At 63.0% G+C, this 23490-nt stretch carries 20 protein-coding genes; 10 read left to right on the forward strand and 10 right to left on the reverse strand.

From position 1 onward, the window contains the following. Nucleotides 1-314 precede the first annotated feature (314 nt). The 3 genes from ACYOEI_RS11845 to ACYOEI_RS11855 all read left to right on the forward strand — a co-directional run bounded on the left by ACYOEI_RS11845 (nucleotide 315) and on the right by ACYOEI_RS11855 (nucleotide 2544). Complete coding sequence (locus ACYOEI_RS11845; RefSeq protein WP_462849728.1) at nucleotides 315-848, forward strand: FHA domain-containing protein; 534 nt, start codon at nucleotides 315-317, stop codon at nucleotides 846-848. Continuing rightward, nucleotides 824-1219, forward strand: coding sequence for an FHA domain-containing protein (locus ACYOEI_RS11850; RefSeq protein ID WP_462849729.1), 396 nt, complete (start codon nucleotides 824-826; stop codon nucleotides 1217-1219). Before ACYOEI_RS11845 ends, ACYOEI_RS11850 begins: the two co-directional genes overlap by 25 nt. A gap of 236 nt (nucleotides 1220-1455) precedes the next feature. Next, complete coding sequence (locus tag ACYOEI_RS11855) at nucleotides 1456-2544, forward strand: hypothetical protein (protein ID WP_462849731.1); 1089 nt, start codon at nucleotides 1456-1458, stop codon at nucleotides 2542-2544. Nucleotides 2545-2743: 199 nt separating this feature from the next. On the opposite strand, the gene ACYOEI_RS11860 is transcribed toward ACYOEI_RS11855, so the two are convergent. The 5 genes from ACYOEI_RS11860 to ACYOEI_RS11880 form a co-directional block, all read right to left on the reverse strand. Then, nucleotides 2744-4516, reverse strand: coding sequence for a DUF885 domain-containing protein (locus ACYOEI_RS11860; protein ID WP_462849732.1), 1773 nt, complete (start codon nucleotides 4514-4516; stop codon nucleotides 2744-2746). 299 nt (nucleotides 4517-4815) lie between these two features. Further along, nucleotides 4816-5934, reverse strand: a complete 1119-nt coding sequence (locus ACYOEI_RS11865; RefSeq protein ID WP_462849734.1) for a hypothetical protein — start codon at nucleotides 5932-5934, stop codon at nucleotides 4816-4818. Nucleotides 5935-6790: 856 nt separating this feature from the next. Next, nucleotides 6791-7825 carry a DUF1559 domain-containing protein gene (locus tag ACYOEI_RS11870; RefSeq protein ID WP_462849736.1) on the reverse strand — a complete coding sequence of 345 codons (1035 nt, stop codon included), beginning with the start codon at nucleotides 7823-7825 and terminating at the stop codon, nucleotides 6791-6793. Nucleotides 7826-7850: 25 nt separating this feature from the next. Continuing rightward, a complete protein-coding gene (locus ACYOEI_RS11875) occupies nucleotides 7851-8498 on the reverse strand; it encodes an RNA polymerase sigma factor (protein WP_462849737.1) in 648 nt (215 codons plus the stop codon). Between the two features lie 345 nt (nucleotides 8499-8843). After that, a complete protein-coding gene (locus tag ACYOEI_RS11880) occupies nucleotides 8844-9194 on the reverse strand; it encodes a hypothetical protein (protein WP_462849738.1) in 351 nt (116 codons plus the stop codon). A 452-nt stretch (nucleotides 9195-9646) separates the two neighbouring features. Here ACYOEI_RS11880 and gap point away from each other — a divergent pair, with 452 nt between their 5' ends. The 5 genes from gap (at nucleotide 9647) to accD (ending at nucleotide 14379) form a co-directional block, all read left to right on the forward strand. Further along, the gene (gene gap / locus ACYOEI_RS11885) at nucleotides 9647-10654 is read left to right on the forward strand and encodes a type I glyceraldehyde-3-phosphate dehydrogenase (protein ID WP_462849739.1); all 1008 of its coding nucleotides are present in this window, start codon (nucleotides 9647-9649) and stop codon (nucleotides 10652-10654) included. 100 nt (nucleotides 10655-10754) lie between these two features. Beyond that, a complete protein-coding gene (locus ACYOEI_RS11890) occupies nucleotides 10755-11945 on the forward strand; it encodes a phosphoglycerate kinase (protein ID WP_462849740.1) in 1191 nt (396 codons plus the stop codon). A gap of 82 nt (nucleotides 11946-12027) precedes the next feature. After that, the gene (rpe, locus tag ACYOEI_RS11895; protein WP_462849741.1) at nucleotides 12028-12750 is read left to right on the forward strand and encodes a ribulose-phosphate 3-epimerase; all 723 of its coding nucleotides are present in this window, start codon (nucleotides 12028-12030) and stop codon (nucleotides 12748-12750) included. Nucleotides 12751-12791: 41 nt separating this feature from the next. Further along, nucleotides 12792-13382: a histidine phosphatase family protein gene (locus ACYOEI_RS11900; RefSeq protein ID WP_462849742.1), complete on the forward strand. Its 591-nt coding sequence runs from the start codon at nucleotides 12792-12794 to the stop codon at nucleotides 13380-13382. Nucleotides 13383-13530: 148 nt separating this feature from the next. Continuing rightward, entirely contained in the window at nucleotides 13531-14379 is an 849-nt protein-coding gene (accD, locus tag ACYOEI_RS11905; protein ID WP_462849743.1) for an acetyl-CoA carboxylase, carboxyltransferase subunit beta, read from the forward strand. 150 nt (nucleotides 14380-14529) lie between these two features. On the opposite strand, the gene ACYOEI_RS11910 is transcribed toward accD, so the two are convergent. Beyond that, complete coding sequence (locus tag ACYOEI_RS11910; protein ID WP_462849744.1) at nucleotides 14530-15315, reverse strand: PIG-L deacetylase family protein; 786 nt, start codon at nucleotides 15313-15315, stop codon at nucleotides 14530-14532. Nucleotides 15316-15573: 258 nt separating this feature from the next. On the opposite strand from ACYOEI_RS11910, the gene lexA reads away from it, so the two are divergent. Both lexA and rnhA read left to right on the forward strand, forming a co-directional pair. After that, nucleotides 15574-16182: a transcriptional repressor LexA gene (gene lexA, locus ACYOEI_RS11915; RefSeq protein ID WP_462849745.1), complete on the forward strand. Its 609-nt coding sequence runs from the start codon at nucleotides 15574-15576 to the stop codon at nucleotides 16180-16182. A gap of 269 nt (nucleotides 16183-16451) precedes the next feature. After that, complete coding sequence (gene rnhA, locus ACYOEI_RS11920; protein WP_462849746.1) at nucleotides 16452-16940, forward strand: ribonuclease HI; 489 nt, start codon at nucleotides 16452-16454, stop codon at nucleotides 16938-16940. 367 nt (nucleotides 16941-17307) lie between these two features. On the opposite strand, the gene ACYOEI_RS11925 is transcribed toward rnhA, so the two are convergent. The 4 genes from ACYOEI_RS11925 to ACYOEI_RS11940 form a co-directional block, all read right to left on the reverse strand. Then, complete coding sequence (locus tag ACYOEI_RS11925; protein ID WP_462849747.1) at nucleotides 17308-18192, reverse strand: hypothetical protein; 885 nt, start codon at nucleotides 18190-18192, stop codon at nucleotides 17308-17310. Between the two features lie 351 nt (nucleotides 18193-18543). Then, nucleotides 18544-20073, reverse strand: coding sequence for a hypothetical protein (locus ACYOEI_RS11930; RefSeq protein WP_462849748.1), 1530 nt, complete (start codon nucleotides 20071-20073; stop codon nucleotides 18544-18546). 234 nt (nucleotides 20074-20307) lie between these two features. Continuing rightward, nucleotides 20308-21030, reverse strand: a complete 723-nt coding sequence (locus ACYOEI_RS11935; protein WP_462849749.1) for a hypothetical protein — start codon at nucleotides 21028-21030, stop codon at nucleotides 20308-20310. Nucleotides 21031-22053: 1023 nt separating this feature from the next. Beyond that, entirely contained in the window at nucleotides 22054-23454 is a 1401-nt protein-coding gene (locus ACYOEI_RS11940; protein ID WP_462849750.1) for a sigma-54-dependent transcriptional regulator, read from the reverse strand. Nucleotides 23455-23490: the final 36 nt, after the last annotated feature.

Below are 23490 nucleotides of genomic sequence, written 5' to 3' on the forward strand. Positions count from 1 at the left end.
TCGGCCGGTCGATGATCGGGATGGGTCGTGACGGATCATCTCGCACGATCCGTTGCTCTCGTCCCACGAAGGAAGGGCGATTTCGCCCGACTCAGAACCGAACGGACCGCGAGTCGTCTTGTTCCTTAACTGACGGGTGAGACAACGAAATCGGTCGTTGAGGATCGGCTTCGAGGGGCGAGGTTCCTTGTATTTTCCCGGGGATTGGTTCTAGATTATCGCTTGGATTTCGCGCTATAATCTCAGTGACAGGGCGGGACGCCGGGCGATAATAATCCAAGCGATGTCAATGGCTTCGGTGCAGGGACTCGACCATGCGCACACGCCTGGTGGCACTCGACGAAGGCCCCGACATCCCTTTGGATCGGACCATGGTCGTCGTGGGGCGCCACCCGCAATGCGATGCCAGGCTCGAGTCGCTCCGCGTCTCTCGCCACCATTGCTGCATGACCCGGGATCAGGGCGAGGTCATCGTCCGCGACTTGGGGAGCACGAATGGGATCCGGATCAATGGGCAGCGGGTCGAGACGGGTCGGTTGAAGCCCGGGGATGAGCTCGCGATTGCCCACATCCGATTTCGACTTGACGACGGTGTGGGTCATGAGCTGACCGTGGCCGAGAGCTCGAACGGGACGAAAGACTCGGACCCCGTCTACGCCGGCTCGCCCCTCAGCGACCTCCCGTACGACGTCCCGCCTGGTGACGAGAACCCGCTTGCGGCGGCCGTCCGGGAACTGCTACCCGCGGGGATGGCCGATCGTTGCCGGATCCAGGTGATCGTCCAGATGCGTGATGACGAGGACGCGGTGGAGAACCTCGACGCATGTCGGCCCAACTCACCCCCCTGACCGTCGGAAAATTCGCGGTCATACCCCTCCAGCGGCCTGTGATCCTGATCGGTCGTCATCCCGAGTGTGACATCCGCATCGACCTGGCGAAGATCTCTCGCCGCCATTGTTGCATCGCCCTGGCGTATGACCGGTTATTGATCCGGGACCTCGGCAGTCGCAACGGTCTGAGGGTCAACGGCCGGGTCGTGGAAGCGTCTCAACTCCGACTCGGCGACGAGGTCGCGATCGGACCCGTCCTCTATCGTGTCGAGCAATCCGAACCGGCCCCCGTCGTCCCCTCTCCGAAAGTCCACCCCCATCCTCCCGACCTTCCGCACCTCCCACGCGATCCGCACGACCCAAGCGGTGATCTTGTTCCCGTGGACTAGCCCGGTTGTGTGAGCCTCGAATCCGCCCGGTGATTGACCAAAAATCGTAGCGGTTCCGGTCCTATGGGCTCGGGATTCGCATGGTTGTCCATTTTCTCAAGTCGGCCGCTGGTGAATCCCACCCGGCTCCCTAAGCTTTAGACTTGAGAAGAATTTGAGTGGTGGCTCGGAATTCGAACAAGACATGAGGTCGCAACGAGGGTGGGCGCGAACGCCTTCCCCGAAGGAGGTTTCCGATGGTCCGAGGTTCACGAATGTTGATGGGGATCGCGGCCTCGATCGCGATCTTCGCCGGTGAGGCTCACGCCCAGTATTACCCCGGCTACGGGGGATATGGTTGGGGTGGATGGGGCGGCGGTGGTGCGACCCCCCAGGGCGACTACGCCCGAGGCCTCGGCGCTTACAACATCGGCGCCGGCGAATACAACGAGATGACGGCCGAGGCCGCATCGATCAACACCGACACGGTCGTTCGCTGGAACCAGTATTTGTGGAGCTCGCAGCAGGAAGCCAACCGCCGCGAGTATCTCCGGATGGCCCAGCGGCAGCAGGCCATCAACCAGACATCCGACCAACTCTACCAGCGCCTACGTGACAACCCGACCGACGCCGACATCAATGACGGCAACGCGCTGAACCTGGTCCTCGACCAGATCACCGACCCCAGGATCCACAGCTCAGCCATTCGGATGGCCAACGACCCGATCGCCGGCAGCATCATCGACGACATCCCGTTCGAGAATGCCTCGGATTCGGTGACGCTCAGCCTCCATCAACTCACTTCGAAGGACAACTGGCCCCTCGCCCTCCAGGACGACGCCTTCCAGCCCGAACGAAAGGCCTGGGAAGCGGCGATTGCCCAGGTGTTGAAGGAGGATGAGAACGGGCGGATCCAGGCCAAGACCCTCGCGACGCTTCGTGCGATCCCGTTGCGAATTCACGACAAGCTCGAAGCCTCACCCCCTGCCGACAAGCTCGCCTTGAGCGAGGGGCGAAATTACGTGAAGACGATGGCCGGCCTCGCCCGGATGCTCGAGAATCCCCGGGTGGAGAAGGCGATCGCGGCGCTGGAGAAGCACCCGCAGACCACCCTCGGCGGCCTGCTCGGCTTCATGCACACCTACAACCTCCGGTTCGCCCCCGCCACCACCCCCGAGCAGCGTGCGATCTACGCCGACCTCTACCCCAAGCTGGTCTCCCACCGCGACCGCGTGGTCAAGGATTCCGGGATCGATACCTCCCAGCCGGCTCCCAAGCCCAAGGGCAACCCGACCGACTTCTTCCAGGGGATGAACATGAATCACCTGGGCGGCAAGGATCAATAAGATCGGCCGCGACGAGGGCCTTCCCGCACTTGTCCCACGACATCTCGATCTTCGACACATCCGGTTACAAACGACGCCCGGCCCCGAGTTTCAACTCGGGGCCGGGCGTCTCGGTTTTCACAAGACTCGACATCGAAACAAGGACGACCCTGGGATCAGCATCCCACGGATCCAACACTCTCGTCTTAACGAGGCTCGCTCACTTCGAGGCTTCCAGGGGCTTCACAACGAGCTCGGGAAGATACTTGACGGGTAAAGTCCCGTGGGAAAGCACGGCCTCGTGATATCGGCCGAGGTTGAATCGATCGCCGAGTCGACGCTGGGCCGACTGGCGGAGCCGATAGAAGGCGGTCCTGCCGACGAAGTAGGTGGAAAGCTGAGCGGACGACTGCTTCGAGCGGATGATCTTGCCGACAGCCTCCCCCTCGGTCTGGAACGCCCGCCCTACGAGCAAGTCCATCGCCTCGGCATCGGTCATCTGGCCCGCGTGCATCTTGTGATCGAGGATCGCGTTGACGACGGCGCGGAGATAGAACTTCAACTGGTGAAGCCGGAGCGACAGGTCTCCGTCGCCGAACCCCTGGTCGAGCATCATCTGCTCGGTGTAAACGGCCCACCCTTCGGCGAACGTCCCCGAGGAGAGGACCTTCCGGATGAGGGAGGGGTGGCGATTGCTGTACTCGAGCTGGACGTAATGCCCGGGATACGCCTCGTGGATGGTCAGGATCTTGAGCATCGAACGATTGTATTCCTGGAGATAGCTCGCCACCCTCGCGGGGGACCAGTCGGAAGGGGGCGGGCTGACGGCGTATTCACTCGAGGCCCGCGTGTCGAGCGGTGGGGACGGGTTGAGATAGGCAACCGAGTTCCCTCGGAGGAACTCGGGCATCTCGATCACTTTGCACTGGTCGGGCTCGGGCAGTTGCAGCACTTCGTTCTTGGCGATGAACGCCTTGATCGAAGCGACCGTGGATCGTGCGTCGTCGACGAGCGACTCCGGCGTCCCGTGGTCCTCGCCGAGTTTCTGGAGGACGCGCCGGATGGATCGACGACGACCTTCGGGATCGTCCGGAGGGATGACCTCGCCGGGGAACGTCGTCCCCCAAAGTTGTCGCGCGATGACGGCCATTTCCCCTTCGACCCGGGTCGCTTCTCGCTCGGCCTCGTCGAGGACCTCGGCGGCGGAGAGCCCGGAGTCGAGCTCGAGCTCAAGCTTCTTGGCGAACTTCTCCTTGCCGATCCGCCATGCGTCGTTTGACTTGGGGAGGACGGTCTCCTTGAGGAACCTGAGATAATCGTTGAGGGACTCGACGATCGCCGCGGCCGACTTCCCGAGCTCACCCCGCCCCTTCGGCTCGCCGGAGAGGATAAAGATGTCTGTTGTATAAAAGCCGATCGCCCCTTCGGTCTGGCGGATCGCCGTCTCAACCTTGACTCGAGCCGGATCCTTGAGGGTCGACTTCGCCGTCTCGAGAACCCGAGGGACGAGCGTCATCCGGGCCAGGGTGTTTTTCAGGTTCGTGGTTTTCGGAAGCGTTGATTGAGTCAGCAAAAGGTAGACGCTCTCCGTCGCGTACTCGCCGTAGGTCCGAGGGTCGTCCTCGAAGGGACGGAAGGTCTCCGCGATCCAGATCGATCGAGCCAGGTGGTGCTCGAAAATCTCGTAGTCGATCTGCGCATCCCTCGACAGCCGTTTCGCGTCGACCTGTCGAGGGAGCTCGGTCAAGGTCTTCCGGTCACGCTCGAGCCGGGCGTTCCTGGCCTCCGCGGAGATGTCGTCGAGCTGGTCGTCGAAGCGATGATCGCCGAGCCGCGTGGCCATGAGAGGCTCGTCTCGGAAGGCCTTCTCGAGATACGCCTGGAAGAATGCGGCGAGCTTGGAATCCTCGACGGGCTCCAGCCTGCCCGATGCAAACAGGGTTGCTGCGGGGCCGAGCACGGCGAGTAGTCCGAGGACAATCGAGGATCGCATCGTTAGTCGCTCTCGGGTGAGAGAACCCAGGTCGTCCCCAGCACCGCGCGGGGCAAGCCAGGTCAAGTCGGGCCGATTGTAGCCTGATGGAGCCCACGGTCGCATCCGCGGCGATCGGTCCAACAGCGGGCGAGCGGTTTCTCGAGTTGTCGAGTGAGGCCTGCTGAACTTGCTCCCTTCGAAATTCGATCGCCCACCGACTTGCAGAGTCGGTGGGCGAGATTGAGATCTCTGAACTCGTTTGGAGCTGCGTGCGGTCAGCCACGGGCCCGGCAAGTTGCGGACATGCCCAGGACCATTCAGGCGGCCGCTCGTCGAGTGCGGCGGTGCCGACCGACGACCGCGATCGTCCCGGCCAGGGCCCAGCAAGCCAGGGTGGTCGGCTCGGGGACGGGCTGGACGTCCAGAACCTGCGCCGCCTGGCCGGAGAGCGGGACCGTGCTCGACTGGAAGTTCTTCGAGAGGAGGTCCTGGACGGCGCTCGGGCTGAAGGTGGAGTTCGGGTCTGTCATCATGGCCCAGGTCGCGTCGCGAGCGTCGATGTAGTTGCCCGTCGTGTCGTGATTTTCGCCGACGCCGAAGGCGAGCATCAGCTCGTGAGAAATGTTGTGGGCCACGATCCACTGGAGCTGCGTGAGGTTTTGCGCCGAGCCCGCGATCTGATCGATGAAGCTGAAGCCGCTCGCTCCCATTTGGGTCATCCCGATGGCGTTGGGAGCCAACTGGGCCTGAGTGTTGGAGACCAGGCTCAGAGTGTGGGCGGCGGGGACATTCGGGTCACCCGTTAGGGAGACGGGGACGCCGCTGAGCGAGAAGGTCTGTTGGACGTCCTGGATGACCGCTTGGGCGAAGTCGGCACGCTGCTGGGATGTGGCCTGGCCGCCGAAGAAGCTGTTGAGCTTGGTGCTGTCGTACCAGGGCTGGGTCCCACCCGTCGTGATCAGGCTGTCGCCGGGGTAAGGACCGGTCCCCATGTTGATGAACGCGTCGACCATCGCGGGCTGAACGGGTGCGGCGGCGGCTTGAGCAAACGTCGTGGCGGCCGGCACGGCAGTTGCAACTGGAGTGGCCGTCGCAATGGGTGTCGGGGTGGACGTGGGGGTCTTGAAGAATGCGGACATCGACACCGGCGCGAAACCGAAGGACTGGGTCGTGGTCGGAGGCGTGTATGGGGCGGAGACAACCCGAGTCGGGATGGATGACCCCCCGAAGAGGCTCGAGCTCGACGCCCATGACGACGTCCAGGAGATGGGGTCGGCCTTGACCGGCGAAATCAGGAGACCCGAGACCAGAACCGCGAAAGCGATCGTCTTGCCGGTGGTCAACGTGAACCTCCTGTTCGAGCCCGAGAGGGTGGCCGTCCTGGCTACCTCTTGCCGCCGTAATCCGTCATATAACTGGTGCAATCCTTGTGCCATGGCTCTACCTCCCTGATGCCGATGTCAAACGAGGTCGATCGAGGAGACGCATTGACTTTCCGAAGGTGAGAACCCTCCAAGGGTTCCGACGATTCAAATCCCGAAATCTCGATGGCGATCTCGATGACGCGAGACGGGAATCACCCTCGTCCGTGTGGTGGTTTTTACAATCAACGGCCCGCTTGGGAAAAAAGTCTTTCAAACCCCCACTGTGCATTTGAATCGCGATGCGCGGTGTGAAATCCGGACAGGTGGCCTTGCAAGCCACAATGTCCCCCCCCTCAATACCATACCGAATCGCAAAAGTTCAACGCGACGTCGCGAACTTAAATGATTTCGCCTCGAAGTCGAGATTTCCTTCGAAAGGTCGATTGACCTTGACTCGATCCGTGAACCCTGAAATTCGGGGGGGTTCCGGGGCATCCCGCCATTAAGGAACGGATCGATTTAGCTCATGGAGCGAAATCGGTGCTGAGATCCGTGTCCTGTGGGCATTGCCCACGGGCCTTCCGGAAGGCCCGGTCGGCTGCCCACACAACGCAATTCGAGCGGTTCGCGACGACTTTCCTAACCCCCAGTTGGGAGCACCGATTTCGACCCGTGAGTCGATCAGTTTTTCCCGGTGCAGGGCGGTTGGAGCGCATGCTTTGGGATGGGACGGATTGAGAAACGACGCGTCCGCGACGGAGCGACGCCCGGGTCACCCGCAGACAAGATTCCCGCGACCCATTTGGCGATCGCTCGGGTATTGACGAGAAGGAGAAATGTCGGCGATGGACTCACCGAATTGGCAGATTCGCTTGTCGGCGACGATCAGAGGGTCGATCGTCGCCGACAAGCGTCGCGAGGGGCGTGGTTAGAAAGAGTCGGCAGAGATGACTTCGTTGGATGCGCGGGTGGCGAGGGCTCGCCAGGCGGTTGTGCTGATGCTCGACTTGAGGAAGTGGACGGAGCCGTCGGCGAAGAGGAAGTTGACGCCGCCGGGGTGGTAGCTCCAGTAATCCTCGACGTGGGCCTCGATGTCGTTCGGCGTCCTCGTCCCGTCTTCGAGCCCCGCCGGGCCGAGGACCTGGGTCCAGCATTCCTCGGGAGAGGGGTTGAATCGGTCGGTTCCCCCTTCGATCAGCGAGGTCGTTCCGAGCCATCCCCCGATACTTCGGGCCGTCCACGTCACATAACTAAGGTTGTGGCTCCGCTCACCGACGGCGATCGTGTTGCTCGTCCCGTCGCTGATCGCGGCCACGCCCGTCCGGCTGTTCCGGTAGAAGATCCCGAGGGCGTTCGAGGAGTTGTTGGCCCCCGAGCCGTCGCAGATCTCGCCGAGGCCATACATCCCGACGTAGTTTCCCCGCGAGACCGTGTCGACGATCGCCGAGCCGGTGTACGTCCCCGGCTGGGCCGGATCGGGCGGGTCCTTCAGGACCGGCACCACCGACGGCCCGAAGTCCGAGGGGCAGAGGAAGACGCTCAACGCCGTGGTGCTGCATGTGTTATTGGCGGCGAAGGCCACCGAGAGGTTGAAGTTGATCGCGTTGAAGAGCGGTCCCTGCTCCATCTGCGGCAGGATCATGCTCCCCCACGCCCATCCCGACCCCAGGTCGACCGAGCTGGCGTCCTCGGCATCCTGGTCGCAGGCGTTGGTGATCGATTTGTTGATGGAGCTCACGTAACCGGGGGGGAAGACTTGCTGGGCGTCGAGGTAGTTATGCAGGGCCACGCCGATCTGTTTGAGGTTGTTGATGCATTGCGAGCGACGGGCCGCCTCGCGAGCGGCCTGAACCGCCGGCAACAGCAGGGCGATGAGCACGGCGATGATCGCGATGACGACCAGCAGCTCGATCAGGGTGAATCCGCGCGGCTCCCACGCGGATGACGTTCGAGGCTTGGGCATTTCGGCACCTCGGCGATGTTGCGGATCAGATGTTCGGCTCGCGGCGAAATAAGTCGTCATGATCATCCTTCGAGAGGAGTCGCGAGAGCTCGAGCCGGAGCGCCTTCCGCGAGCGGTTCAACCGCGAGCGGACGGTGCCGGGGGGGATCCGCAGGTGCTCTGCGAGCGAGGCGTAGTCCATGTCGGAAAGCAAGCTAAGGATGAGGATGTCTCGATGGTCGCTCGTGACTCCGAGGAGGGCGCGGTGGACCAATCGTTCGAGCTCCTCGTTCTCCAGCTTTTGGGAAGGTTCGTCGTGTCGGCTGGTCTCGGGGCGTCCCTTCGCGGCCCGCTCCTCGTGCTTCCGGCGCCTGGCTCGGCTCCGGGAGAGGTGGAGGCTGCGGTGGACCACCGTCCGGATCAGCCAGGGGCGGAGTTTGGCCGGCGGCTCGGCCTCGAGCCAGAGGCTCAGCAGGGCCTCCTGGACCGCGTCCCAGGCGAGGTCGTCGCTCCCGAGGATCTTCCTCGCCACCGCGACCATGGGTCGAAGCAAGGGTTGGACCTCGAGCAAAAGGCCCTCTTGCCCCTTGCCCACCAGGGCCTTTCGTGGTCGTGTTGCCGTATGGTCGAAGCGATTCCCGCGAGGTGCGGCCTGCGCACGCCGGGATTCTGAAGTCACGACTCCCGAGATCATCGGGGTTCCCTCGCTCCTCGTTCCTGATGGCGATCCATCGAGTGAGCCACGTGCAGGGCGACCATCACCCTGGACGGACAACCGTTGATCTCGGGCCGCTTGCGCGTCGGGTTCGCTAAGGGCCGGGAATTTCGCGAAGACCTCGAAGGGGAGGGATACCGGAGGAGCGTCGTCAAGCCGACGAGTCGGGCTTACGACTGTCGCCCTCGTGGATTCGGGCGAACCGATCGAGATCGATCCTCGGACGGTGATCGGTCGAGGTTGGGTTGCCGAGGCAATCCGACCTCGAACCTGACGATCGCCGGCATCCGGACTTCCTGACTTCGAGATCAGGCGTGGTGTCCGTCAGACAAGGGGCGGTGCGCGGAGGCGCGAGGGAGCATGTGACGGGTGGGATATCGTCGAGGGGCGGTCGAGGGGGACGAGCGTCGCGATGCGTTCGTCGGTCGATTGGAGCGTCGGCTGGGCGATCAACTGCCCTTGGGCGAGGAATTGGCAGACGAGGCAGTGATCCGAGTTGGCATGAGGCGTCGAGGTCGTTTCGCCCGAGGGATGGTCCGTCGCGAACGCCCCCGCCGAGGCCCCGTGATCCCAGCCCGGGACCGCGTGGAGGCAAGGCCCCGCGAGCATCACCACCATGTGGAAGGTGGCGAGGGCAATGACCAGGGATTGGCGGACCGTTTTCGACGTCAACATGGACTCGCTCAGGTCACTCCGCTTCACTCGACGGCGATCATACGAGTTTCGAGGCTCTGAACCCATCGTCTCAGAATCAGAGTGCCGATTCTCCTGAAAAAGTTCCTCGAGCGTTTGATATTTTCTTCAAGCACCGTCATTCGACGCGGGCCGTTCGCTGCGGAGTGGTCGCCGATTTCTTGCGGAATCGGGCAAGGACGGGCTCTTTGCGAGCGTGGCCGTCAATGCCCGTGAACTCTTCGGAAAGGTCAGGTTCGTGGGCGTCCCCAACAGGTGTTCGTGGAGGCCGGTGGCGTCTGCCGTTACGTTGACAGTCTCCGCGGACGACGCCTATAATCCGGTCTCGGATTAGAAACGAGGTGGCGGTACGCGCTTCCTGGCATAACGCCGGAGGCCGCATCGGTGCACGATTGAGTCGGAAGCCCTTTCTGAAAGAGCCAGGAGCGGGACGCATGGCCGTTCGAGTTGGGATCAATGGTTTTGGGCGGATTGGACGCCTGGTCTTCCGCGCCTTGGCGGAGCGGCCGAATGACTTCGAAGTCGTTGCCATCAACGACCTGTCGGATGCCAAGCACCTGTCCTACCTTCTGAAGTATGACAGCGTCCACGGCCCCTTCAAGGGCACGGTCGAAGTGGGCGAGCAGGCCCTGATCGTCAACGGCAAGGAAATCAAGATCACGCAGGAGAAGGATCCTGCCAATCTGCCTTGGAAGGCCCTGAAGTGCCAGGTCGCCCTCGAGTCGACCGGCTTCTTCACCAACAAGGCTGCCCTCCAGAAGCACATCGACGCCGGCGCCGAACGCGTGATCCTGAGCGCCCCCCCCAAGGATAAACTCGACGCCACGATCGTCCTCGGCGTGAACGACAACACGCTCAAGCCCGAGCACAAGATCGTCTCCAACGCCTCTTGCACGACGAACTGCCTGGCCCCGATGGCCAAGGTCCTCCACGAGACCTTCGGGATCGAGAAGGGCCTCATGACCACCTGCCACGCCTACACGAACGACCAGCGCGTGGCCGACCAGATCCATTCGGATCCGTATCGTGCCCGCTCGGCCGCGATCAACATCATCCCCTCGACTACCGGGGCGGCCAAGGCCGTCGGCGAGGTCATCCCCGAGCTCAACGGCAAGCTGACCGGCTTCTCGCTCCGCGTCCCCGTGCCCGACGGCTCGATCACCGACCTGACCTCGTTGCTCAAGAGGTCGGTTACCAAGGACGAGGTCAACGCCGCGATGAAGGCCGCCGCCGAGGGGCCGCTCAAGGGAATCCTCCAGTACACGACCGACCCGCTCGTCTCGAGCGACATCATCGGCAACCCCCACTCCAGCATCTTCATGGCCGACTGGACGACCGTCATCGACGGCAACCTCGTCAAGACGATCGCCTGGTACGACAACGAGTGGGGCTATTCCTGCCGGACCGCCGAGTTGATCTTGAAGATCGCCAACCTCGGCTGAACGTCGACGATCGTGCCTTTCGTGAGATGCCCAATGTCCGGCGAACGCCCGGGCGTTGGGCATCCGGCATGTGACTCTTCCCTATTCAAGGATCACCCCTTTGGCCAAGCAGACCATTCGCGACCTGGACCTGGCTGGGAAGAAGGTCCTCGTCCGGGTCGACTTCAACGTCCCCCTAACCAAGGATGGGGCGGTCTCCGACGATCGCCGGATCCGAGCCGCGCTGCCGACCCTCACCTTCGCCCTCGAGAAGGGGGCCAGCCTGATCCTGGTGAGCCACCTCGGCCGCCCGACCGGAAAGCCGGAGGAAGACGCCGCGTTCCGGCTGGACCGTGTGGCCGATCGGCTCAGTGAAGTGCTCAGCCGCTCCGTCCGCAAGGTTGGCGACACGGTCGGGCCCGAAGCCCAGGCTGCCGCGGCCGACCTCAAGCCAGGCGACGTCCTCGTCCTCGAGAACGTCCGATTCAACTCGGGCGAGAAGAAGGGCGACCCGAAGTTCGCCGCCCAGCTCGCTGGCCTGGCCGACGCCTACGTCAACGACGCGTTCGGCACATGCCACCGAGATGAAGCCTCGATGGTGGCCGTGCCCGAGTGCTTCCCGCCCGAGAATCGCGCAATCGGATTCCTCGTCGAGAAGGAACTCCAGATCCTCGACACGCTGCTCGGCCATCCCAAGCCGCCGATGGTCGCGGTCATGGGGGGGGCGAAGGTCTCCGATAAAATCCTGGTCATCGAGAACTTGCTGCCCAAGGTCGATCGCCTCTTGATCGGCGGCGCGATGACCTACACGTTCCTGAAAGCCCAGGGCCATTCGATCGGCAAGAGCCGCGTCGAGGCCGACAGGCTCGAGGAGGCCAATCGCCTGCTCGCCCTCGCGGGGCCGAAGCTCGTCTTGCCCCAGGACCACCTGGTCGCGACTTCGCTCGACCCGACCTCCGAGACGAAAATCGTCGAAGGGCCGGAGCTCCCCGACGGTTGGCTCGGGCTCGACATCGGCCCAGCCACAGCCGAAGCTTATGGCAAGATCATCCGCGAGGCCGGGACGGTGATCTGGAACGGCCCGATGGGCAAGTTCGAGGACGAGCCGTTCCGGAAGGGGACGGTTAAGGTCGCCGAGGCGATGGCGGCTTCCCCGGCCATCACCGTCGTCGGCGGTGGCGAGACGGCCGAGGCGGTCGAGTCGTTCGGGTTTGCCGACAAGGTGAGCCATGTCTCGACCGGCGGGGGTGCCTTCCTCGAGTGTCTCGAGGGGAAAACATTCAACTCTCTGAAGGTCATTCCCGATCGATAACGAAGAGGGCCGTATCGTTCCCCCCCCTACGGCCCCGCGTCTCCCATCGATCGCTTCCCGGTCGTAGAAAGTAGACAACGCGATGGGCGAACCACGCCAGGCGCCGGCCGATCGTTCGGCCCGGCTCGATGTCTTGAATTCGGCCGAACGGCCGGTCATCACCCCGTCGCTGTTGAACTGCGACTTCACCCGGATGACCGAGGAGCTCGACGCGCTCAAGCAGGCCGGGACGATCGCCGTCCACCTCGACGTCATGGACGGCCACTTCGTGCCGAACCTGACGTATGGGGCTCCGGTCATCGCCGACTGGCGGAAGTGGACCGACTTCCCGTTCGATACGCACTTGATGATATCTGACCCCGCTCGCTACGTCGATGATTTCATCCGGGCCGGCTGCGACGTCATCATCTTCCATATCGAGGCGGTTCCGGATCCCCGCCCCCTGCTCCGCAAGATTCGCGACGCGGGCTGCGAGGCGTCTCTGGCGCTCAACCCCCCGACGCCGCTCTCGGCCATCGAACCGTTTCTCGACGAGCTCGACGCCGTCCTCGTGATGAGCGTGATGCCCGGCTTCGGCGGCCAGAAGTTCGAGGCCGAGGTCCTGGAAAAGGTTCGGGCGCTCCGCAAGTCGCACCCCGATTTGCGGATCTCGATCGATGGTGGTATCAACCCGACGACCATCGGGGCGGCGGTCTCGGCCGGCGTCACGCAACTGGTCGCCGGCTCGGCGGTCTTTCGCAACGATGGCAACTACGCGGCAGCCCTGGCCGAGTTGGTCCAGGGTGCCCGCCGCGGCAGCGAGTGAGGTGATGGCCGGGCCTCAAGGGCCCGGCCTTCGTCGCCAGAATGACCCAGGTCGTCCTGATCCGGCCCGGCGCAACCGTTTACGACGAGCAAAACCGCGTCCAGGGGATCCTCGACATCCCGCTCAGCGAGCGAGGGCGTGCCGAGGTCGCCTCGCTGGCCGAGCGGATCGCCGAGCCTTGCGCCGGCGTCGAGCTCGCTGCGCTCTACTGCGGGCCGGGCGAGAGCGTCGTCCGGACCGCAGAGGCCGTCGGCAAGGCCCTCGGGCTTCGGCCCAAGCGAATCGACGACCTCCGCAACCTCGACCAGGGCCTCTGGCAAGGGCTCCAGCTCGACGAGATCAAGCGGCGCAACCTCAAGGTGTTCCGCCAGTGGCTCGACGACCCGGTGACCGTTTGCCCTCCCCACGGCGAGACCATCGAGAATGCCCTCGAGCGGATCAAGCAAGCGGTCCGCCCCCTGGTCAAGCGACACCAGGATGAGGTGATCGGGCTCGTCGCCGGCGAGCCGATCGCCCAGTTGATCGCCTGCTACCTCCGACGCGACCCTCGCGTCCAACTCGACGACCGCGTCCCCACCGGCGGCTTCGAGCGGATCCAGATCGTCCCGGAGCCGGGCCGCAACGGCCATTGAAAAAAGCGAGTTCCGACGGTTTGATGTCCGATGGCAGGGAGAGGATCCTCGACGAGCCCGAGGGTTCTTCGGGTTTGCCACCCTCGAAATTTACGCCCACACCGATTTCTATTCTGCCCGACTCGCCCGCATTGCAGGAGCGCGGACCATGGCCCTGAAACAAGGAGGATCTTCGAACGCCTGGCACGGCCACTTCGAGCCCAAGCGCGTGCCCGAAGGCGTCTGGATGCGGTGTGACGGGTGTCAGGCCACGCTCTTCCGCAAGCAAGTCGAGCAGAACCTCAACGTCTGTCCCGAGTGCAACCATCATTTTGCCGTAACGGCCGTGAGCCGGATCGCGCAGCTCATCGACGCGGACACGTTCGAGGAATGGTTCCCCGACCTCAAGCCCGGCGACCCCCTGGGTTTCAACGACCGACGCCCCTACCCCGAGCGTGTTCGCGCCGAGCAGGAACGGACCGGCCTGAATGAAGCCGCGATCGTCGGGCAAGGATTCATCAAGGGGATCCGGACGGTCCTCGGGCTCACGGATAGTGGATTCATCATGGGGAGCATGGGCTCGGTCGTCGGCGAGAAGCTGACGAGGGCCATCGAAGAAGCGACCCGGCAGAAACTCCCCCTGGTCATCGTGTCGGGTTCCGGCGGCGGTGCGCGGATGCACGAGGGGATCTTGTCCCTGATGCAGATGGCCAAGGTTTCCGCCGCGCTCGCGCGCCACAATGCGGCCGGGGGCCTTTACATCAGCGTCCTAACCCATCCGACGATGGGAGGGGTCGCGGCCAGCTTCGCGTCGCTCGGCGACATCATCCTGGCTGAGCCGAAGGCCCTCATCGGGTTCGCCGGCCCGAAGGTCATCGCCCAGACCGTCCGGGTCCAACTCCCGAGCGGCTTCCAGACCAGCGAATTCCTCCTCGAGCACGGATTCATCGACCGGATCGTCCATCGCCGCGACCTGCGGAGCATGCTCGCCCAGCTCATCGACTACTTCGCCCCCTGAGCCTCGCCGTGGGAACAAATCCTCGAGCCCATGGCCTTCCCCACCGGCTGGCGCTTCGAACGCCCCTTTACCAGCCTGAAGCGCAAGCGAGTGAATCCGATCCGGGGAAATTCACTCGCTCGCGCTTTGGGGCCGTTTTGACGACTGGATTCAGGAAGTCGCGAACGATTTCCCTCGCCCGTCTTGCCCGACGAGGCTGAGGAGAAGGTTGTCGTGCGGGTAGGCGTGCCCGAGGTATTGCCGGAACGCTTCACCCTGCGCCACCCCGATTTCGGCACCTCGATGGGCCCCCCACTTCGCCTGGCTGTCGAGGTATTCGTCGATGCCGTGCTGGCGCAAAAGCCAGTTGCGCTGGCTTGCATGACAGGCGAGCATCTCACGTTTAGTCTCGAACACGCGCGAGACGTCGACGTGGAACCCCGCGGGGATGGCGCGTCCGTCGCGGTCGCTCCCTTCGATGGGATCTACGTAGTACAGGTGGGGGATCTTCGGTAACGCCGGCGCGGGTTCCCACTGACGGGTGACGTAGTTCGGGACCGAGGCGGTGAAGCACGCGTCTCGAACGAGCAGGCTCGTCATCTCGTGGTCGCAGAGGTAGTCACTCGGTGGCGCCGTCAGGATGAGGTCGGGACGAGTGCGTCTCAGGACCTCGGTGATTCGCCGCCTCGACTCGTCGTCGTTGAAGATGGCAAGGTCTCGGAACTCGAGACAGAGGTAGTCGGCCCCGATCAGGTCGGCGGCCGCCTTCGCCTCGCCGCGCCGGATCTCGGCGATCGTCTCGGCGTCGTGCTCGGCACTGCCGCAATCGCCGGGCGTCATCGTCGCCAGGGTCACGTGACAGCCCGCCTCCCGCAAGAGGGCGAGAGTCCCGGCGCACTGGAACTCGATGTCGTCGGGATGGGAGTGCAGGGCCAAAACGCGAATCGGCACGGTCATGTCGAGCTCCGGGACATCGGGTTTTCCACGACTAGGGTCGCTTACCAATCAAACGCCGGGCCTCGCGGACGCCAAGGAAAAAATCACCGAGGCGCGATTTTTCCGATCGCTTGACGGCAATTCCGAATTATTCTGGAAAAATGTTCTCGCGTGCGCTAGACAACCTGTGTACATTAGCAGCCAAAGGGTCAGTTGGTGATCGTCCGTTCGTAGGGCGGTCCCCCTCCCTTACCGTTTCTCCGGCGATCGGAGCCAGCCATGGCCGACCTCGAGGCGCTGACGTCCCGACAGCGCGAGATCTACGACTTCATCCGCTCCAAGATCCAGGGGCGTGGATATGGGCCGACCGTCCGTGAGATTGGCCTCCAGTTCGACATCAAGAGCCCCAACGGGGTCATGTGTCACCTCAAGGCCCTTCAGAAGAAAGGCCTGATTCACCGCGAGCCGAATATGTCGCGGGCGATCCAATTGCTGGACGACCCGACGACCGCCCCCCGCCCCGCCGCCCTCAAGCTCCTCGGCCGGATCGCCGCCGGTCAGCCGATCGAGGCGATCGAGCAGGATGAGGAACTCGGTTTCTCCGAGTGGGAAGGGTCCGACGACAAGTTCGCGCTCCGCGTCACCGGCAACTCGATGATCGAAGAGCACATCGCCGACGGCGACTTCGTGGTCATCAAGAGGCAAGAGGCCGCTCGGGACGGCCAGATCGTCGCCGTCCGCGACGACGACGGGGAGGCGACCCTCAAGCGGTTCTTCCGCGAACGGAACCGCGTCCGCCTCGAACCCGCCAACAAGACGATGAAGCCGATCTTCCGAGATCGGGTCGACATCCTCGGCGTCCTCGTCGGCGTGGTTCGCAAGTATTGAGAGCTGCCCTATCCCCAGGATGGGATTGCGATGGAACGACTCGAGCCTGAAGGACAGGACGGGTGACGTCGTGCCGGATCCCATCAATCGGCCGGCGTCTCCCCTCCCCCTCTCCCACCCTCCTTCGTCACCATTCGGCGGAGAATCTCGACGAGTCTCGGCTCGTGATTGGTGATACGGCACGATAGAATCACAGGCCTCCCCTCGCCCGGCGATCGACCTGGATCGTCCGGCGTGATCGTCTACGTGCATGCGACAGGATCGTCTTCATGGCAATGGATTCCTCGGCTCCGAACGATTCGGTGCGGCTGTATACGGATGGTGCTTGCAGCGGCAATCCTGGCCCCGGCGGTTGGGCGTACATCCTCGAGCACCCCGCCAGCGGCCAGACCCGCGACGCGTCGGGGGCCGAGCCTCAAACGACCAACAACCGCATGGAGCTGTCGGGTGCGATCGAAGGCCTGGCCTCCCTCAAACGCCCCTGCCAGGTCGAGCTGATCACCGACAGCCAGTACGTGGCCAAAGGCATCAACGAGTGGATGCCCAAGTGGAAGGCGCAAGGCTGGCAACGCAAGGAAGGCGGACGCCTCAAGCCGGTGATGAACGTCGACCTTTGGCAGAAGATCGACGAACTCCTTTCCCGTCACCGCGTGCGCGTGACCCACGTCCTCGGCCACAACGGACATCCCGAGAACGAAGCCTGTGACCGAATGGCCGTCGCCGCCTATAAGGCCCTGGTCGCCGACATGCGCGGATGACTCGGGGTGATTGGTGGTCCGTGACGGGCCCGAAACCTGGTACTCTGGAGGAGAAAGCAGGGAAGCCCAGCAAGGGGGCGGACTCGATCACCTCGATTAACCGGCCGCGAGGGAAATCCTGATTGAGAACCAAGCGTTAAAGTGACAGGCCAACGTTTGAACGGGGCGGGCGATCCAACCTCGCGACATCGCCCGGTTCCTCGATGTCGCTCGCCTCGGGCGATTCTGCGAGCACTTGCATACGGTGGCCCTCTCGGGATTCGTCGAATGATTCGTGGCTTCATCGAATTCGAGTGAGCCGGCTCGGAATGCCTCGCGTTGAATGCCTGGTTAATCTCTTGTATTTGTATTGATTGTTTTTGAAAATCTACTGAAGGCGCTTGGTTTTTGAAGAGAAACGCTCTCCTTTTCGAAACGGGTGACCTTGATCGTTGGTCCGCTCGATGATGGCGGTAGTCGCGGAAACCCGCACGACGATGGCATCGCCCGAGTCCGTATCGAGCCACATGCCCTTCCAGATTCCGTCTTGGATCCCTAGATCGATGCGAGCTCTACCGTCGGACTTGACCTCTTCGATCTGACCGTCCAATGGTGCCAGGAGGAGCATCGGTTTCCAGCCTCCGGGCACGTCTGGCAGACCTATGGGCTCGAACTTGGCATCATCGCCTCTTAGGAAGAAACTCTGCGCGGGCTTGCAAGCGACCCATCCGAGATTGACGAGGTTGCAGTATTTCGAGGCGTCCTCGCGCGGGACGAGATGCATCCACTTGCCCCAACGGACAGGGACCAATTCGACCGATTTGTTCCCCTCGCGATACTCCGTGACGAACTCGCCCACTCTTGTGCCTAAACCCCGAAAAGCAGAGGTTATCTCATCAATATCCGGCACTGCCCGTCGTTCGCCCTCGAAAATCTCTGAGACCAGACCTCCGGTCATCATCGAGAGGGTTTCCCTCATAGAGAAAAAGTAAAATCGTAGCCTTGTGAGGTTGATGCGATCGGGCTCCAAGCGAATCCCCCCGGCGACGATCTCGACGGATCCCGAGTTGCAGTCGAAGAGACCCATGCAACCATCGGTTTCTGACGTGTATCGTCCTTCGGGGGTGATCGAAAGCGCGTGGCCGGTGAATCCATCGCTGTAACCATAATCTCCGGCGAGCGACGTAAGAGAGCTCTCAGGGGCGCTCGAATCGTCTTTGGCTTCGGTGGCGAATGGGGAGCACAAGGCGAGGACGAGAAGCAATTTCATCATTCAATCCTCCATGAACCGTACCTTCCCATGACGACACGAGAGTGCCTTGTAATATTAATTGCAATCCTATTTGAAATTGTATCGAAGCGCCCCACTCAATTGGGTTAGCTTCGAGCAATCTGTGGCAATAGCAGGTGGCCCGATCTCGCCGACCAAAGGATTCAATGCGAATGTTTGAGATTAAAAATTGCGAAATTCAAGAAGCCATCTGAGTCCTGGATATTTGATCGAAACCCGGTCTTTAGTCAAGACCGGGTCTCTCGGGGATTACCAGCCCCTGCTATCGATCCTCTGAATATCTGTGTGCCTTGCGCCTTCGCGAAAAATGACCTCGTATTCCGAAACGCCGGCTCAGCCGAGGACCTTGCCCACGGCCTCGCGGGCGCGGTTCATGAGGGGGCTGTCGGGAGTCTTGGCGCCCGGGAGATAGAACATCATGGCAGCGGCGAGGGGGGCGTGCCACTTCGGGTCGGCGGCGAGCTGGCACTCTTCCCAGGCGGCTGCGGCGTACTTGTAGTCGTGGCTGTCCCGGCCCTTGTGGAAGATCATGCGACGGGCGGCGGCAAAGAGGATGTCGGGCGTTCCCCCGGATTCGAGGTAGCCCAGGGCCTTGGCGGTGGCGGTCCCCCGGTTTTCGTTCACCGCCTCGAAGATCTCGCCGATGGCTTCGTCCTTGTCCTTGCCGGTGGTCTCGGGCTTGATCGGCTGGAGGCCGTCGATCGAGATCGAGTCGCCGGGCTTGATGGCACCTCGGAAGAGCGGCTGCCAGCCGACGGCCTGGAGCAAGGCGAGACGACGGGTGGTCTCGTCGCCGGTCGCGCCGTAGATGAAGTGGAGCGAGTTGGAGGACGTAACGGCGTGGAGGGCGAGGATGCCCGGGCTGCGCATCAGCAACTCGCTGGCGCAGAGGACGACGGCATCCCAGAGCGAGTCGGGGGCGACCCCTCGATTCAGTAGCGCGACGGCCTCGGCCGACGCCGATTCGGGGCTACCCTCGCGCATGGCTTGCAGGAGGCTTCGGGTGGCTCCCGGGTCGGCCTTGCCGACCTGCCAGGCGTCGTTGATCTTCGCGGCGTTCTCGAGATTTGCTTCATAGGGGCCGACCACGACGGGGCGCGAGTCGCCGTGAGTGTCGAGGAGGCCCGAGGTGAGGGAGCGGACGACCGGCTCCGCGTGCTGCCAGCCGATCGCCTGCAAGGTTCGCCAGCTCTGGGCGGCGAAGATCGCCTTGTGGCCGATGTTGCGCTGGTCTCGGATAGCCATCCGCCAGATGGGTTCCATGGTCTCGGCCGCACCCGAGGAGCGGCAGAGGGCGGCGATCGCGACGTCGGCGGACTCGTAGTCCCAGGCATTCATCGCGCGAAGATATTCCGCTTTCGCCTTCTCGGGCCGGGGCAGTCGGGACTCGTCCACCTTGCTGAGGGTCCAGTCACCCTCCTTGATGTCCTGCAACTGCGAGCCCTTGAAATTGTCGAGCGCCCAGAGCAACGGGAGGAGTCGGTCGGACGCCGCCGCCGTCTGACCGAGGAGGTGGGCCGAGTTGATCACCATCACGGCGTGGAACTTGAACCCGACCGGGTGGGGCTTGATGTTCCGGATCCCGGCGAGGAAGAGGCCGGCGAGAAGATCGCGGTAGGACAGTCCGTCTTTCAACTGAGCGATCGCCGTCTCGAGGGCGTTTTCGCGAGGGGTCTCCTCGATCCAGCGGACGACCGGCTCGATTTCGGGGCGGAAGCGGACAGCGTCGGGTCCGACCTTCAGGTCGGCCGCCCGAGCGGGCGTGATCGCGCCCAGGCCTGCCCAGTGGCCGAGGCCTGCCCCGAGTCCCAACGCCGAGGCCGATTGCAGAAACCGACGTCGCCGGAGATTCCCGTCCATCATGGGTGCCCTTCCTTCTTCAAAAGGCGGGGACCGTCGCAAGGTCCCGGACGCAGCCCACGCGAGCCGATGATCGGCGAGGGAGAGAAGTCGTGGGGCCGCACCGCTTATTAGAATGCGTCGTCGGCGGAAAGGATATCCCTGAGAACCTCGCCAGAGTTCGAAATCAAGCCCCTCGTCGACGACTCCAAGGTCGTCGACGACGAGGATTCTCCGCGAGCGATGCTGGACAGGGCGTCACTTCTTATCCCGGGACTTCTGCCGTTCGGCGGCTTCGGCGAGGACGGCCTCGGGGTTCTCGTTGAAGAGGTCGCGGCACCCCGAGCAGCAGACGTAGTAGGTCTTTCCCTTGTAAGTGACGGGGGTTGTCCCTCGGCCTTCCGTCACGATGCAGGTCGGCCCCGACTCTCCGGCCGCGAAGGCCACCCCTTCCCTCGTGTAGCCGACCTCGGCGAGCTGGTAGTACGCCTGGTTTTCCGAGTCCTGGGCCTCCAGCTTCATCAAGAACCGGGTGTCGTGAAGCGGCGTGAGAGTGATCCGGCGGACCCCCTCTCCCGGCGCACCCGCGGACAAGACGAGGGCTTTTGTTCCAAGATCCTTGCCCTGGAAAACTCGCTCGGTCCCGTCGGCGAGAGTCGCCTTGAGGACGAACGTCTTGGCCTGGGGACCGGGGTTCAACGACGCCGATCGGAGATACTTCCCTTTCTCGATCGCGACCTCCAGGGACGCGGTCTCCTTGGAAAGTTTCCAGCTCCATCGGGCCGATTCGCGCCAGGAACCTCGGACCTTCCCACGTTCCGGCTGGCCCGTACCCCGCCAGCCTCCGACGAGTCCCGAGTACGCCTTCAAGGAATCCTGGGCATTCCTGCGGCCGTTGAGGGACCCGTCCAGAGCAAGACTCGCCTGGTATGAGATCGTCAGGAGCAGGATGGCGAGAGCTGTCGAGATGTCAACGCGCATCCGTTCTCCAGTCATGGTCCATGGCCTTGAGGATTGCTCGACACGATGAAGATGCAACCCCGGAGCTATCGCAATGTTCCGCAGCGTGTTGCAGATCGAACGACGTGGCGCGGACCGAGAGGTTGGACGAACGAGGCAAAGCTAGTTTGATGAACTGTTTGACATGTGCGACTGTTGAGATTTGATGGCGGGCGCAGTGTAGCCTCGAGATCGATGGTCCTGCTGAGAATTTCTCACCTGGCGGAAGCATTCGATAACAGAGTCGGAATCCATAAAGGCCAGTTAATTTAAAGTTCATCGCACGTTCTATCGGGTGAGATCCTCCTCAGACAGCCGCCCGACCCGACTCAGAACCTCCAACAGATCAGGCGCTTGGACATGACCCTCCGACCGAGCTACGAGGAATGGCAGGCCCACCACAAGGGCTACCGGCAACCCGAGGAAGCCACCAACGAGGAACAAGGGGACCATCCAGCCGACATTTACTTGAAAGTCGACCGACCAGGCGTCAAGGAACAGGCTCAGCGCAGGGCACGACGTCGCGATGACAAAAATTGCGATGCCGAAACGTTTGACCAGTGAGTGGACGATGACTGACACAACGACGGAGAGGCCAACATATTGCAAGACACCGTGCCAGTCCCTCATGGTGTCCACTCCGAAACCGATTCTGATTGAGGGCGTATTTCGCCCGAGAGCGCCTCTGCGCTGCAACCCGAGCGGAGCCGTCTCCCGATTATATCCTCGGTCGTTCCCAGTTGGACCGAATTCTGAATGTGGGTGGGATTGCCCATCCTACCGCGCGATCGCGGACATCGCACGGCGAACGGTAGGAGAACTCTCCTAACCCGCGAACCGAATTAACGAATCGGTATATACTGATATGACGAGATCGAGGGCAGGTCGAACGTCCCTGCTTGCGGAACCCGAGGGGGAACTGAGGTCCCCCTCAGGACGTCATTTGGGTTGGGGCGGGTCGGGGAAAAAATGCGAAAAGCGATGCGACGAAAGGATTCTCACGCCTCAAGGCTGTTGGAGCTGATTGATCTTATTGTACAGGGTCTTGAGGCTGATCCCGAGCTCCTTCGAGGCGGCGGGCTTGTTGCCGTTATGCTTCTCCAGGATGACCTGGATGTACTTCATCTCGATGTCGCGGAGGGTCGGGTTCCCGTCGGGGATCTGGAAGTGCGGGCCGTGGACGACGGTTCCGTTCGAGGTCGCCGAAGCCGGCCGTCGCACGGGGACCTGGGTCGGCAGGTGTTCGGGGCTGATCGGGCCTCCACCTGCGAGGATCGTGGCGCGTTCGATGGCGTTGGCGAGCTCGCGGATATTCCCCTGCCAGTCGTGCGCCATGAGGCACTCGATCGCTTCGGGGGTCAGGACCGAGTCGAGATTGCCCCGCTTCGAGGTGTATCGCGTGAGCATGTGTTTTGCGAGTGCGGGGATGTCGGCCTTGCGTTCGCGGAGCGCCGGGAGATGGATTTCGAAGGTATTCATCCGGAAGAAGAGGTCTTCCCGGAATTGGTCGGCCTCGATCATCTCGCGGAGGTCGCGGTTCGTCGCACAGAGGACGCGGACGTCGACGCGGAACGGGTCGTTCTCGCCGACGCGACGGATCTCGCCCGACTCGAGGAACCGCAGCAGCTTGACCTGGACGCTCTTGTCGAGCTCGCCGACTTCGTCGAGGAAGAGGGTGCCGCCGTTGGCCACCTCGAACAGGCCCTTACGGTGCGTGTCGGCGCCGGTGAACGCGCCCTTGCGGTGGCCGAACAGCTCGCTCTCGACGAGGTTTTCCGGCAGCGCCCCGCAATTCACGGGGATGAAAGCGTGTCCGGCCCTTCGGCTCTTGTCGTGGAGGTTCCGGGCGATCAGCTCCTTGCCGGTGCCGGTCTCTCCCAGGATCATCACGCTCGCGTCGGTCGGGGCGATGGTGTCGATCAGGCGCCTGACGGAGAGCATCGACGGGGTGTCGCCGATGAGGGTGGGGGTCCCCTCGGCCGACTTGAGGCGGCTTTCCAGGGCGGCTGCCTTGTTGGTCAGGTCGCGGCGCTCGGCGATCCTGTTGAGGATGACCTCGAGCTCGGCCCACTTGCAAGGCTTGGTCAAGTAGTCGAACGCCCCGAGCCGGAGGGCCTGGACCGCCGTATCGACGGTCGCGTGGCCGGTCAGGATGATGACCTGGGTATCGGGGTTGAGTTGGCGCACCTTTCCCAGGACCTCGATCCCGGTCATCCCGGGCATCCGCAAGTCGAGTAGCGCGGCGTCGTACGAGCCCTTCTCCAACGCGCGGATAGCCGCCGCGCCGTCGGGGCAGACGGTGACCTCATGGCCGAGGCGGGGGAGCTCCATCTGCATCAGGTCGCGCAGATGGGCTTCGTCGTCGGCGAACAGGATCCGCAAGCCTCCCGGGTGGGTCTTCTCCATGAGACAGGTCTCCTCCGTGAGACACAACCAATTGGC

This window comes from Singulisphaera rosea, from assembly GCF_054877945.1.

Coding starts and splice junctions, on each gene's coding strand:
- ACYOEI_RS11845 (WP_462849728.1), top strand. CDS start 315: ATGCGCACACGCCTGGTGGCACTCGACGAAGGCCCCGACATCCCTTTG.
- ACYOEI_RS11850 (WP_462849729.1), top strand. CDS start 824: ATGTCGGCCCAACTCACCCCCCTGACCGTCGGAAAATTCGCGGTCATA.
- ACYOEI_RS11855 (WP_462849731.1), top strand. CDS start 1,456: ATGGTCCGAGGTTCACGAATGTTGATGGGGATCGCGGCCTCGATCGCG.
- ACYOEI_RS11860 (WP_462849732.1), bottom strand. CDS start 4,516: ATGCGATCCTCGATTGTCCTCGGACTACTCGCCGTGCTCGGCCCCGCA.
- ACYOEI_RS11865 (WP_462849734.1), bottom strand. CDS start 5,934: ATGGCACAAGGATTGCACCAGTTATATGACGGATTACGGCGGCAAGAG.
- ACYOEI_RS11870 (WP_462849736.1), bottom strand. CDS start 7,825: ATGCCCAAGCCTCGAACGTCATCCGCGTGGGAGCCGCGCGGATTCACC.
- ACYOEI_RS11875 (WP_462849737.1), bottom strand. CDS start 8,498: ATGATCTCGGGAGTCGTGACTTCAGAATCCCGGCGTGCGCAGGCCGCA.
- ACYOEI_RS11880 (WP_462849738.1), bottom strand. CDS start 9,194: ATGTTGACGTCGAAAACGGTCCGCCAATCCCTGGTCATTGCCCTCGCC.
- gap (WP_462849739.1), top strand. CDS start 9,647: ATGGCCGTTCGAGTTGGGATCAATGGTTTTGGGCGGATTGGACGCCTG.
- rpe (WP_462849741.1), top strand. CDS start 12,028: ATGGGCGAACCACGCCAGGCGCCGGCCGATCGTTCGGCCCGGCTCGAT.
- ACYOEI_RS11900 (WP_462849742.1), top strand. CDS start 12,792: ATGACCCAGGTCGTCCTGATCCGGCCCGGCGCAACCGTTTACGACGAG.
- accD (WP_462849743.1), top strand. CDS start 13,531: ATGGCCCTGAAACAAGGAGGATCTTCGAACGCCTGGCACGGCCACTTC.
- ACYOEI_RS11910 (WP_462849744.1), bottom strand. CDS start 15,315: ATGACCGTGCCGATTCGCGTTTTGGCCCTGCACTCCCATCCCGACGAC.
- lexA (WP_462849745.1), top strand. CDS start 15,574: ATGGCCGACCTCGAGGCGCTGACGTCCCGACAGCGCGAGATCTACGAC.
- rnhA (WP_462849746.1), top strand. CDS start 16,452: ATGGCAATGGATTCCTCGGCTCCGAACGATTCGGTGCGGCTGTATACG.
- ACYOEI_RS11925 (WP_462849747.1), bottom strand. CDS start 18,192: ATGATGAAATTGCTTCTCGTCCTCGCCTTGTGCTCCCCATTCGCCACC.
- ACYOEI_RS11930 (WP_462849748.1), bottom strand. CDS start 20,073: ATGATGGACGGGAATCTCCGGCGACGTCGGTTTCTGCAATCGGCCTCG.
- ACYOEI_RS11935 (WP_462849749.1), bottom strand. CDS start 21,030: ATGCGCGTTGACATCTCGACAGCTCTCGCCATCCTGCTCCTGACGATC.
- ACYOEI_RS11940 (WP_462849750.1), bottom strand. CDS start 23,454: ATGGAGAAGACCCACCCGGGAGGCTTGCGGATCCTGTTCGCCGACGAC.